The organism is Lactobacillus xylocopicola (assembly GCF_033096005.1).
GTDB lineage: Bacteria > Bacillota > Bacilli > Lactobacillales > Lactobacillaceae > Lactobacillus > Lactobacillus xylocopicola.
In genome coordinates, this window is the sequence record NZ_AP026803.1 from 1603235 (window position 1) to 1616271 (window position 13037).

The following is a 13037-nucleotide window of genomic DNA, read 5'->3' on the forward strand; positions in this document are numbered from 1 at the left end:
TAGATTAACGAATCAGTTATATTTACTAATTACAACGATCCTTATTGAATGCCACACGTAGAAATCATGATGCACTTGCTTGAGCTCCTTAATCAAAACCAATCATTTATTGAACTTTCACTTGTTTTGTTTGCTTTTGTTATTATTTTTTTAATTTCTTGGTTGATTGAACCTCGTAGGTTGCTTAATGGTATTCTTTTTACTGCTTTCCTAATAATGTTAGGTTTTTGGCTAACCGTTATTGTCATGGCGACCAAGATTCATGCTTTAAGAATGATTTATGTTGTCTTCCTAATGACTTTTATTGTAACCGTCACTTTGGTTGCGGCTTTTTCTTGGCTATTTTTCTTATGGAACGCATATTTTGTCTGGAAACATGAAGGTCATACCCTAACCAACTCCCTCACCTTTTTTACCGGTCTGGTGCTTTTGCTGTTTTGGGTAATTGCCTTACTCAGTCCACTTAGCAGTTTGCCGAATTGGACCAAAACACTATTATATTGTCCAATTGCCATCATCCTCTACCTGCTCTTAGTTGCGTATAACTTTTTAGTCAACCTGGCTCTTTACCAACTTGTTCCACGCCACTATCACCAAGATTATTTGATTGTGCTTGGAGCTGGGCTGAGCAATGGAGATACTGTAACGCCCCTATTAGCAGGACGGATCAACCGTGCAATCGAATTTGCCCAAAAACAAGTTGCCAAGGGCCAATCAATGCCCAAACTGATTATGTCTGGCGGTCAAGGAAATGATGAAAAAATTGCCGAAGCGCAAGCGATGGCTGAGTATGCACTGGCGCATGGTATTGACCCAGATGACCTTCTGCTTGAAACGGAATCGAAAAACACCAGCCAAAATATGCAGTTCTCTGCTCAAGTAGCCGCCAAGGACTTCGGCAACAATAGCTACCGCGCAAAATTCTTCAGCAACAACTATCACATTTTGCGTGCAGCGCTAGTTGCCAAGAGTATAGGCCTCAAGGCTAATGGGGTTGGCTGCTATACCAGATTCTACTATCTGCCTAACGCAATTGTTCGCGAATTCGCTGGTGTTTTATTATTTCAGAAGAAACGGCACCTTGTTGTTATTTTAGGAATTACGGTTTTATTTATGATTTATGCTCTTTTGCAATTATCTAGTGTTTATACTTTTATAAATAAATTAGTCTATTTTATATGTTTGTTTTTTAAAAAATGGTAGAATATCTATCGGTAATTACTTATATTAAGGAAAAGGGATAAGATATGTTGCAATTAAAGCATTTACGTAAGTCGTACCATGTGGGGGATACCGTAACACATGCGCTCGACGACGTAACCATTTCATTTCGCAATCAGGAGTTCGTTGCAATTTTAGGACCTAGTGGTTCTGGAAAAACCACACTGTTAAACGTCATTGGTGGTCTTGACCGTTATGATACTGAAGACTTTAATTATTATTATAATGGCGATCTAATTATTAACGGCCAGTCCACCGAAGACTTTAAAGAGACAGACTGGGACGCATACCGCAACAATTCGATTGGCTTTGTATTTCAAAACTATAATTTAATCTCGCACTTGACTATCATTGCTAACGTTGAACTCGGAATGAATCTATCTGGTTTACCCGCAAGTGAACGACGCGAACGTGCAATTGCTGCCCTTACCCAAGTTGGCTTAAAAGACCAGATTACTAAGCGCCCCAATCAACTTTCTGGTGGACAAATGCAACGAGTGGCTATTGCCCGCGCTTTAGCTAATGATCCCGACATTTTACTGTGCGATGAGCCCACCGGGGCACTTGATACTGAAACTTCAGAACAAATCATGAAATTGATTAAAAAGCTTTCAAATGATCGCTTAGTTATTATGGTTACACACAACCCGGAGTTGGCCGAAGAATATGCCACCCGCATCGTTAACTTCCAAGATGGTAAAATTCTTAGTGACTCAAATCCATTTACTCCTGTAGACGAACCGAGTACCTTTGAATTAAAGCGGACCAAGATGTCATATTGGAACGCAATTAAATTGAGCTTTACCAATATTATGACTAAAAAAGGGCGAACGGCCCTAACCGCTTTTGCATCAAGCATTGGGATTATTTCGATTGCCATTGTCTTGGCCTTATCCAACGGTTTTCAAAAGCAGATTGACACAACGATGAGTAAGGCTTTGGCTAAGTATCCGGTCACTATCACCCAAACTACCACTGATACCAGTAATGATGCGGATGAAGAAAAATATGTCAAAAGCCGGGGCTATGTCACGGCAGCTCCAAATTACTTACAACAAACGACACACAAAAACAAAATTTCCCAAAACTACCTTGATTATGTAAAAAAAATCGACCCCAATTATGCCAACAACATTTCTTATCAGTTAGGGGTAAATCTCAATCTCTTAGGAAATGTCAACGGTAAAATCAAACGCATCCAGTTCTCTTCGATTTTACCTGGTGAAACCGAATCACAATCATCTTCTTCAGTTGAAATGCCTAATATTTCTTTCGCAGGTTCGACCATTTTTCCAACTTCACTAAATAAGAACAAGAGCAATTTTCTGCAAGAAAACTACCGACTCTTATCGGGTTCTTGGCCGAGCAAGCCAACTGACCTGGTATTAGTAGTCAATAATCAGAATTCAGTTGATGTTAATGTACTTAAAAACCTGGGCATCAAGATTAACCCCGGTGAAAAGCTCAAATTCAAACAGATGGTTGGCACTAAGTACAAAGTAATTGCTAACGATAACTACTATCAAAAATTACCCAGAAATATGTTTGTCCCTAAAAAAGTCAGCAAGGCCATGTATGATAGCAGCAAGGTTGAACTGAAAATTTCTGGTATCATCAGATTGAAAAACACAGACTCCATGGCCCTATTATCAGAAGGAATTGTTTACAACGATCAATTGGCTCAAGAAATTGTCAAGCAGAATAAAAATTCTGTTATTGTCAAAACTCAAAAGAAGACAAAACAGAATGTTATGACTGGACAGAACATGAATGCAACTGCCAAGAAACAAATGATGCAATCGATTGGTAGTTCCAATCTTCCCACCGGCATTATGATTTATCCCAATAATTTCGAATCTAAGGACAAGGTTTTGGCCTACTTAAGAAAGTGGAACAAAGGCAAAAATAAAAGTGATCGCATTCTTTATACAGATATGTCTGATTCACTTACATCCTTAATCGGTAAGCTACTAGGTGGAGTTACCGCAGTGTTAATTGCTTTTGCTGCCGTCTCGTTAATCACTTCCATGATTATGATTGGTATTTTAACTTATACTTCTGTTATCGAACGAACAAAAGAAATTGGCATCCTAAAGGCGATGGGTGCACGTAAAAAGGATATTATCCGGGTCTTTGATGCTGAAACCTTTATCATAGGTATATTCTCAGGTGTTTTGGGTGTGACCTTAGCTTGTTTGCTGATTTTCCCAATTAATAGTCTATTATATTCCATTACTGATCTATCTAACATTGGTCAGTTAAACCCAATTCACGCACTAATCCTAATCTTGATTTCCACTATTCTAACCATGGTTGGTGGTCACATTCCTGCAAGAATGGCCGCTAAAAAAGATGCCGCGACCGCTCTACGAAGTGAATAAAATATTATCATTAATTAAAACTCCTAATAATGTTACATGTGAAACAATGTTAGGAGTTTTTGCTTGCCCAAGCTTTACGCTATTTACCCGCAAATCTTTCTAATTCAACTTATTGACAAATTGGCATATACCAATTTATAATGAGCTTAATTAAATATGGAGGCAAAACTATGAAAATTATTATCAAAGACACCAAAGCTAACGCTAGTACAGCAGCTTTTAAGCTTTTTAGTAAAGGTATCAAGCAGGGCGCTAAGGTCCTCGGCCTAGCTACCGGTTCTACTCCAGTAGATCTATATCGCGAATGGGTAGCAAGTGATTTAGATACTAGTGAGTTAACTAGTATTAATCTAGACGAATATGTCGGCCTAAGTCCAGACAACGATCAAAGTTACCATTATTTTATGCAGAAGCACCTATTTGAACAGAAGCCATTTAAGCAGTCATACGTTCCTGATGGTCTGAAGGCAGCGGCTGACCCGGAAGGTGTATCTGCTGAATACAACCAGATTATCAAAGATCACCCAATTGATATTCAGCTCCTAGGTCTTGGTCAAAACGGACACATCGCTTTTAACGAACCAGGAACTTCCTTTGATTCAATTACCCACGAAGTTAAGTTGACCGAAAACACCATTAAGGCCAACTCACGCTTCTTCAGCACTATTGACGAAGTACCAAAAACGGCTATTTGTATGGGTATTGCCAATATTATGGCAGCAAAAGAAGTTATTATTATGGCCTTTGGTGAGAGCAAGGCTGATGCAGTTAAAAAGATGATTGAGGGTCCGGTAACCGAAGCTGTGCCAGCCTCAATTCTGCAAAAACATGCAAATGTAACGGTAATAATCGATGAAGCAGCCGCAAGTAAACTGACTAACCGGTAAAACACTAGTACCGGCTAACTTAAAAACAACCATTCATTATTATTGGATGGTTTTTGTTTGCCTTCAATATATTAAGCAAATAATGTATATATAACGGTACCTTTAGTTAGCTTAATCACAAAATCAGTATTAGTATTAGTCTTAAGAAAGGGATGTGATCAGTTGAAGAAAATTAAAAAATGGTTGCTGGTTATGAGTATACTTTTATTGTTGCCTCTACCAGTATATCTTCTGTGGGAAACTAAAGGTTTTTGGCAAATGTATCTAAAAATTCACTTACTCCCGCTAGGCAAAATCGATCCGCTGTTTTCTTGGTATCTAATCGCGCTCAGCGCTATTGTGTTAGTTATCCTAGTGATTAGTCTACTTGTTATCTTAGCTTGGCCAGTTCAAAGGTATTTTAACCTAATTCATAAACGGACTGGACACGTCACAATTACTAGTAAAGCGATTAATGGCTATATCAGCAATTCTTTGGCTGATTTACCCTATCTAAGTAAGGTTAAAGTTGATTCACGCCTTACCAAGCGGCGAATTAAAATTAAGATCAGCGGTTCACTGGGTGCGGGGGAAAATGTTGCAGAGCTGTTAGATAGCTACTTTGATGAACTAGCAAAAAATCTCAAGCTCCTACTTGGAATTGACCAGAAACCCAAGATTATTATTAAGTTTGTAAACTATCGTATTCCAGAAAGACCTCACAAGCGGGTTCAATAAAGGAGGTAGACCATGAAAGCGAAAATAAATCAATACCTCCCAGAAATATGCGGTGCAGCAACTGGTTTGTTAGTGGCGTGGTGTTTTTTGGAAGTGGGCTTTTTCAAAACAATTTTTGTAATTGCCATGGGCGTGCTGGGTGTTTTAGGCGGACACTACCTGCCCTTACTCAAAAATTTAAGAAAATAAACTACGAAAGGAATTTTTAAAATGTTACAAAATAAATCGAATCAAGAAATTAAAGGGAATCTAGCATATGATTCAAAAGTGATTCAAAAAATCATTGGAATTGCTTTATCAAATATCAAAGGGCTTTTGACTATTAACGGCGGTTTCTTTTCCAATCTGGCGGACAAGATTGTCAACAATGATGATATTACATCTGGTATCAACGTTGAAGTTGGCAAACAACAAGTGGCCGTAGATATTGAGATTGTCGCTGAATACGGTGTAGAAATTACCAAATTATATGATCAAATCAAGCAGCAAATCTATGACAAAGTTAAGGAAATGACTGGTTTGGACACGGTTGAAGTCAACGTTACGGTTGTCGATATCAAGAGCAAAGAACAACACGAAAAGGATTCAGTTAGTCTGCAAGACCGGATCTCTGATGTGACTGAGGATGCTAAAGAAAAAATCACTGATCAAAAAGAACAGATTGACAACAAAAAAGATTCCCCAGCAAAGACAGAAAAAAGAGTTAAGTAACCCGCTTCCCCATTTTTGAAGCCAAGAGAGCAATACCATTGCATGTGTTGCTCTCTTTGGTTTCACGTGTAACAAAACTACATCCGGTAAATAATCTGAACCACATTTTGTGAATTTTTCGCCCTGCAATATACAAAATCGCTTGACATTTGACTCACTATTTTAATTAAATTTTTGCTTGTTTACCACAATATCTCGTATTAAACTAAATAAAGATCTATATATTGTATTTAAGAAAGAGCGTGATGACAGTTATTGTTTTAAGTGGGCCAATTGGAGCCGGTAAATCCAGTTTAACCAGTATTCTAGCTGAACACTTGGGGAGTCAAGCCTTTTACGAGGGAGTTGATAATAATCCTGTACTGCCTTTGTATTATCAAGACATGAAACGCTATACGTTTTTGCTTAACATCTACCTTCTTAACCACCGCTTAGCGCAGATTAATCAGGCAATCAAAGAAAAAAATAGTGTTTCCGACCGTTCTATTTATGAAGACGCACTCTTTTTTCAAATGAACGCTGAAAATGGCGTCGCCGACCCAACGGAATTTCAAATTTACGACAGCTTGCTAAAGAACATGATGGAAGATACACCGGGTAACCCAAGCAAAAAGCCTGACTTGTTGATTTATATCCATGTATCACTTGATACCATGTTAGAGCGCATAGAACGACGGGGCCGCTCCTTTGAACAGCTCAGTACCGATCCGAGTTTAAAAGACTACTACGCCCGCTTACTTCGTTACTATGAACCGTGGTACCAAAACTATGATGCATCACCAAAGCTGGAGATCGACGGTGATAAGTTCGACTTTATTGTCGATGAAGCTGCTAAAAGAGAAGTAATCAGACAAATTGATCATAAATTACGCGTAAGTGATAATTTAGAATAAAGAAGGATCGTGATGACAGTTATTGTTTTAAGCGGGCCAATTGGAGCCGGTAAATCTAGTTTAACCAAAATTTTAGCTAAGTATTTAGGAACTAAGCCTTTTTATGAAAGTGTTGATAATAATCCCGTATTGCCACTTTTTTATGCGGATCCCCAAAAATATGCATTTTTACTTCAGGTGTTCTTTTTAAATACACGTTTTCGTAGCATTAAGGATGCTTTGACAGACGACAACAACGTCCTTGACCGTTCAATCTACGAGGACGCCCTCTTCTTCCAAATGAATGCCGATATCGGTCGAGCAACTACGGAAGAAGTAGACACGTATTATGAGCTTTTAAACAATATGATGGGACAGCTTGAGCACATGCCTAAGAAAAACCCCGACCTCTTAGTTCATATTAATGTTTCTTACGACACCATGATCAAACGCATTCAAAAGCGCGGGCGACCATATGAACAATTAAGTTATGACGCTACCCTGGAAGATTACTACAAACGTCTGCTGCGTTATTACGAACCTTGGTATGAAAAGTATGACTATTCACCTAAAATGGAAATCAATGGTGATGAACTCGACTTTGTGTCCAATGATCACGACTTGCAGCTTGTTTTAGACCAAATAGTTGCCAAATTAAAAGACCTGGGTAAGCTCCCTACTTCTTGGGACAAACCAACGAATATCAAAATTTCACAATAACAAGTTTCACTTGCTTGGTTAACCTAAAACCGCTGTGGCAGTATTAACTGCCACAGCGGTTTTTTCTGTTCAACTATTCTAGTCCACAGCATCCAAAACAGCTGCAATCCCGTCATGATTATTATCCAATGTGATATTGGCAAACTCTCGCTTCAACTCAGCAGGTGCATTACCCATCAAGTACGGATGACCTACAGCCTTGAGCATGGCCGCGTCATTATAGTTATCACCAAAGGCCCAACAATCGTCCATCCTGACTTTTAACTCTTCTGCTAGTATCCTAACCCCTGCACCCTTATTTACTTTCTTAACCATTATTTCTAGCAAAGTAGGCGCTGATTTAACCAAGAACAAATCCGGATGCAACTTTGCTAAATTCTGCTTTGCTACATCTAACGCGGCAGCTTGACCCATCAGCAAGATTTTGTGCACGCCCGGCAATTGCTCTACTTCAGCTACCGAACTAGGACTTGCCTTAAGTTGAACAATTTCTTCTTTTAATACCCGGTCAATATTATTTCCTGGGTAATAGAACCAGTTAGCACCGCTATATACATTCCAGACAATTTCCTTTTCTTCTTGTTCAAGATACGCACAAATTGATGCTGCCTGGCTTGAAGCAATAGACTTCGAATAAAGCGGCTGACCTAGCTCGTCTAAAACCAACGCACCATTATATGCAACCATGGGGCATGACTGCATGATTTGACCAACAACGGTCATGATTGCTTGGGGCATGCGCGCAGATACTGGGACAAAGATATTTCCAGTAACAACCTGTTTACGAATAGCATCACGCGTCCTTGGCGTTACTGTTAATGCTGAATTAATTAACGTACCATCAATGTCTGAAAAAAGCAGTTTAACCATTTAAACTTCTATTAAGCTGAAAGCGATTAAAAATTTACTTTATTCTACGGGTTACTTGACTATTTAGTCAACGACTATTCTTCGTACCAATGCCCATAAGGCGCATTTATTTTTTATTATTCCACTATATAATTCGTGTTTACAATTATTATGTCACGTGATAAACTTTAATAGTTGTTATATATATAAAAAACACGAACATTTAGATTGTGGGAGAAGTTAAATGAATTTTCTTAAGAGTTACTTTCAACTCGATAAGTACAATACTAGTATCAAAGTAGAATTTCTTGCAGGGCTAACCACCTTCATCAGTATGTCATACATCCTCTTTGTCAATCCTAGCGTCTTAAGCGCTAGTGGTATGAATAAGGGGGCAGTTTTTACCGCAACCGCATTAGCCAGTGCTTTGGGCACAGTCTTAATGGGAATTGTGGCTAATTATCCAATTGGTGAGGCACCGGCCTTAGGTATTAATGCCTTTTTTGCCTATACGGTTTGCGTGGGTATGAAAGTTTCATGGGAAACAGCACTGGCTGCAGTCTTTGTTGCTTCCATCATCTTTATCCTGATTACCATGTTCAAGCTGCGGGAAAAAATTATTAACGCCATTCCAGCTGATCTAAAGTTTGCCATTTCTTCTGGGATTGGATTATTCATTGCCTTTCTCGGCCTGCAAAATGGCGGTCTCATTGTTGGTAACAAGTCAACTTTAGTTGGCTTGGGTTCTTTGCACGACCCTGCCGTTTGGATTACCATTTTCGGTTTACTGGCTACCGTCATCTTAATGATTATGAAGGTCCCTGGAGCGATTTTTATCGGCATGGTCTTAGCTGCCATCTTTGGTATTGTAACTGGTCAGATTGAGCTACCAAGTAAAATAGTGGCCTTTGCACCAAGTATTGCACCCACTTTTGGCCAAGCCATTTTTCACGTTAAGGACATCAACTCTTTGCAAATGTGGGTAGTTGTGCTTACCTTCTTGCTCGTTACTTTCTTTGATACCGCCGGTACTTTAATCGGGTTAGCACAACAGGCTGGTTTTATGAAGGACAACAAGATGCCTCGCGTTGGCAAGGCTCTGGCCTCTGATTCCACTGCAATGATGGTCGGATCTGTCCTTGGCACTTCACCGGTTGGTGCGTTTGTTGAATCCAGTGCTGGCATCGCAGTCGGCGGACGCACTGGCTTAACTGCTGTCTTCGTTGCTATCTTCTTCTTGATTTCTATGATTTTCAGTCCTCTTTTGGGTTTATTTACGACCCACGTTACAGCACCAGCTTTGATTATCGTTGGTGTTTTGATGGCGCAGAACACTGCCCATATTCACTGGGATAAAATGGAAATTGCTGTACCGGCTTTTCTGATTTTGATTGGCATGCCATTAACCTATTCCATTTCAGATGGCCTTGCCCTTGGATTGATTACCTACCCAATTTGTATGGTGGCGGCTAAACGCAGCAAAGAAATCACGCCAATGATGTGGATCTTATTCTTCGTTTTCATTATTTTCTTATGGGTACTGAATTTTTAACTATTCTCTATAAAAAGAAGATACCGTTATGATAAAATAAATAATATAGCACGATAAAAAATATCTTGTTATATTATTTTTTATTTTTAAAAAGAGGATTGGCATGAAAACACTTGAGAAAATAAACTACCAAAAGTTTATCCTACCACTGGTATTTGGATTACTTTTTTGGTTTACAACACCCATTCGACCGGCTGGGGTCACGGTTCAAGCCTGGCAAATGCTAGCAATTTTTATTGCAACTATTGTCGGCTGTATCACCCTGCCGATTCCAATTAGTGGCGTCACTCTTATCGGATTTACATTAACAATCTGCCTGGGGTTAGCGCCGCTTGCGGATAAAGTTGTTAACGGCCAACTAGTAGCCAAAGGAGCCATTAATGCCTTTGCTAATTCATCTGCCTGGCTGATTGTAATGGCCTTTATGATTTCACGAGGAATCGTTAAAACCGGCTTGGGACAAAGAATTGCGCTTTTCTTTGTTAAATGGTTTGGGCACAAATCTTTGGGACTGGGTTATGCAATTGGTGCAATCGACCTACTAGTCTCACCAGCAACACCATCGAATGCCGCTCGAGCCGGTGGGGTGGTTTATCCACTTATCAAATCGTTGGCTGAAACATTCGGCTCTAAACCAAATGACCCTTCACGAAAAAAAATGGGCGCCTATTTGATTTTTACTGAATTTCAGATAAATATTATTACGTCTTCGCTCTTTATGACAGCTTGTGCACCAAATTTAATTGCCGTAGCACTAGCATCCAAAGCTGGCGTTACCCTTTCTTGGATGCCCTGGCTAATGGCAAGTATTGTTCCAGCAGCCATTTGCTTGCTTACCGTACCTTACTTCGTTTATAAGTTGTACCCACCTGAAATAAAAGAAACTCCTAATGCAAAAGAATGGGCTACCGGTCAACTTAAGGAAATGGGCAAGCTGACTATGCCAGAAAAAATGATGGCGGTGATTTTTGTCATTACCTTAATCCTCTGGATGCTTTCAAGCACCCTGGGAATTGATGCAACTCTGATTGCTTTCATTTCCGTGTCGCTATTGCTTTTTACCGGTGTTTTAACGCCCAAGGATCTATTAAGTGAGACTGGTGCATGGAACATTCTAATTTGGTTGTCAATTTTAGTCTTCATGGCTGAAAAGTTAACACAATTTGGCTTCATCGGTTGGATTTCAACTAGTATCTCAGCAGGTATGAAAAACATTAGCTGGCTGGCTGCATTAGTCATCCTTGCGCTAGTGCTCTTCTACACCCACTACTTATTTGCTAGTGCTACTGCCCATAACTCAGCCATGTACTTGCCCCTGCTAACGGTTGCGATTGCTGCCGGAGCGCCAAAAGTACTAGCTGCACAATTCCTAGCACTCTTTTCTGCAATTATGGGTTCAACCACACATTACTCCAGTCCCGCAGCATCAGTTTTAGCTTCATCTGGTTATGTCAAACAGGGTGAATGGTGGCGGCTCAGCTTCATTTTTGGTATTTTTTACATCTTAGTCTACGGCGTTATCGGCCTAGCCTGGATGAAGCTGATCGGAATGTGGTAACAGCCTAAAAGCTGTCGCTTGTGCGACAGTTTTTTTATTTCCCGGGAAATATTTACCATAGGATCTAGCTCTTACTTAGTTATATACTAGGTACATTAGTTTTATTTAGTTATTATTGGAGGGGAAAATGACGACCTTAAATAAAGTCTTTCATTTAAATGATGTTCATACCACCGTCAAACGTGAGCTTCTTGCGGCACTAACCACTTTTGTTAGTCTCTCTTACATCCTCTTTGTCAATCCCAGCATCTTACACGCTGCTGGAATTGATCAAGGGGCAGCCTTTACGGTAACGGCTCTTTCAATCGCAATCGGTTGCTTCATTATGGGACTAGTGGCCAACTACCCCATTGCATTAGCACCAACGCTGGGTAGTGCAGCCTTTTTTTCTTATAATGTTTGTGTAGGTATGCAGATCAACTGGGCAACTGCCCTGGCTGCGGTTTTAGTGGCCTCTGTTTTATTCATCTTGATTACCCTGTTGAAACTCCGAGAAAAAGTCGTTGAAGCAATTCCGCCAGACCTGAAATATGCCATCTCTGCTGGAATTGGCTTGTTTATTGCCTTCATTGGCTTACAAAACGGCAAATTGATTGTGGGCAATTCCGCCAATCTAGTGATGCTGGGCAAATTTAATTCACCAGCTGTTGGGCTTACCCTGTTTGGTTTAACTTTGACGGTCATTTTAATGGCAATGAATGTTCCTGGTTCAATTTTTATCGGGATGGTAGTCACTGCTCTTTTGGGAATACTTATCGGCCAAATTCCTCTGCCTAAGAGTCTAGTTGCTTATCCGCCCAGTATTGCACCAACCTTTGGCCAGGCTATCTTTCACATCAAAGATATCAATACGCCACAACTATTTATGGTGGTGCTGACTTTCTTATTAGTTACCTTCTTTGACACTGCTGGTACCCTAATTGGCATGACAGAACAAGCTGGGCTAGTTGATAGCAATGGCAAGATTCCAAGAATTGGCAAGGCCTTTCTTTCCGATTCCCTTGCTATGGTCGAGGGCGCGGTAATTGGAACCGCACCGCTTGGCACTTCTGTTGAATCCAGTGCCGGCATTGCCATGGGCGGGCGAACTGGCTTGACCGCAATCTTCGTCGGGATCTTTTTCTTGATTAGCATGATTTTTAGTCCGCTCCTTGCCGTTATCCCAACTACGGTTACAGCACCTGCCCTAATTATCGTTGGTGTCTTGCTGGCTGGTAACCTTAAAAAGATCAATTGGGCTAAATTTGAAATTGCCTTTCCAGCCTTTTTGACTGTCGTCGGCATGCCATTAACATATTCAATTTCCAATGGTCTGGCTTTAGGGATGATCGCCTATCCAATCACGATGATTGCTTCAGGTCATGCTAAGCGGGTCTCGCCCATGATGTATGCTTTATTTTTTATCTTTATCATTTTCTTCTTGATTACCAACATATAGCCGGAATTAATAGTTAATGGTGGGATAATAGGCATTGCTTAATTGTTTTAGTTTAAGTATCTGTTCATAACCAATCAAAGTATACCTTTACTTTTTATTGGTATCGCCTTATCATATACTAATAAACTCAA

12 protein-coding genes are annotated in these 13037 nt (G+C 40.0%); 11 read left to right on the forward strand and 1 reads right to left on the reverse strand.

Annotated elements, in window-relative coordinates:
- Positions 1-63: 63 nt before the first annotated feature.
- From R8389_RS07725 to R8389_RS07760, 8 genes are all read left to right on the forward strand, one after another.
- Positions 64-1203 carry a YdcF family protein gene (locus tag R8389_RS07725; protein ID WP_425604675.1) on the forward strand — a complete coding sequence of 380 codons (1140 nt, stop codon included), beginning with the start codon at positions 64-66 and terminating at the stop codon, positions 1201-1203.
- 44 nt (positions 1204-1247) lie between these two features.
- The gene (locus tag R8389_RS07730; protein ID WP_317637449.1) at positions 1248-3602 is read left to right on the forward strand and encodes an ABC transporter ATP-binding protein/permease; all 2355 of its coding nucleotides are present in this window, start codon (positions 1248-1250) and stop codon (positions 3600-3602) included.
- A gap of 170 nt (positions 3603-3772) precedes the next feature.
- A complete protein-coding gene (locus tag R8389_RS07735; RefSeq protein ID WP_317637450.1) occupies positions 3773-4489 on the forward strand; it encodes a glucosamine-6-phosphate deaminase in 717 nt (238 codons plus the stop codon).
- Between the two features lie 192 nt (positions 4490-4681).
- Positions 4682-5206: an alkaline shock response membrane anchor protein AmaP gene (gene amaP / locus R8389_RS07740; RefSeq protein ID WP_317638273.1), complete on the forward strand. Its 525-nt coding sequence runs from the start codon at positions 4682-4684 to the stop codon at positions 5204-5206.
- A 12-nt stretch (positions 5207-5218) separates the two neighbouring features.
- Complete coding sequence (locus R8389_RS07745; protein WP_317637451.1) at positions 5219-5395, forward strand: DUF2273 domain-containing protein; 177 nt, start codon at positions 5219-5221, stop codon at positions 5393-5395.
- Between the two features lie 21 nt (positions 5396-5416).
- Positions 5417-5917: an Asp23/Gls24 family envelope stress response protein gene (locus R8389_RS07750; protein ID WP_317637452.1), complete on the forward strand. Its 501-nt coding sequence runs from the start codon at positions 5417-5419 to the stop codon at positions 5915-5917.
- A 242-nt stretch (positions 5918-6159) separates the two neighbouring features.
- Positions 6160-6810, forward strand: coding sequence for a deoxynucleoside kinase (locus R8389_RS07755; RefSeq protein WP_317637453.1), 651 nt, complete (start codon positions 6160-6162; stop codon positions 6808-6810).
- Positions 6811-6822: 12 nt separating this feature from the next.
- Positions 6823-7509, forward strand: coding sequence for a deoxynucleoside kinase (locus R8389_RS07760; protein ID WP_317637454.1), 687 nt, complete (start codon positions 6823-6825; stop codon positions 7507-7509).
- Positions 7510-7587: 78 nt separating this feature from the next.
- Here R8389_RS07760 and R8389_RS07765 read toward each other — a convergent pair whose 3' ends face one another.
- On the reverse strand, positions 7588-8379 hold the full coding sequence (locus R8389_RS07765) for a Cof-type HAD-IIB family hydrolase (protein WP_317637455.1): 792 nt from the start codon (positions 8377-8379) through the stop codon (positions 7588-7590).
- A 223-nt stretch (positions 8380-8602) separates the two neighbouring features.
- Between R8389_RS07765 and R8389_RS07770 the strand changes: the two genes are divergently transcribed.
- From R8389_RS07770 to R8389_RS07780, 3 genes are all read left to right on the forward strand, one after another.
- Positions 8603-9910, forward strand: a complete 1308-nt coding sequence (locus tag R8389_RS07770) for an NCS2 family permease (RefSeq protein WP_317637456.1) — start codon at positions 8603-8605, stop codon at positions 9908-9910.
- Positions 9911-10013: 103 nt separating this feature from the next.
- Positions 10014-11468 carry a DASS family sodium-coupled anion symporter gene (locus R8389_RS07775; protein WP_317637457.1) on the forward strand — a complete coding sequence of 485 codons (1455 nt, stop codon included), beginning with the start codon at positions 10014-10016 and terminating at the stop codon, positions 11466-11468.
- A 127-nt stretch (positions 11469-11595) separates the two neighbouring features.
- The gene (locus R8389_RS07780; protein ID WP_317637458.1) at positions 11596-12906 is read left to right on the forward strand and encodes an NCS2 family permease; all 1311 of its coding nucleotides are present in this window, start codon (positions 11596-11598) and stop codon (positions 12904-12906) included.
- Positions 12907-13037 lie beyond the last annotated feature (131 nt).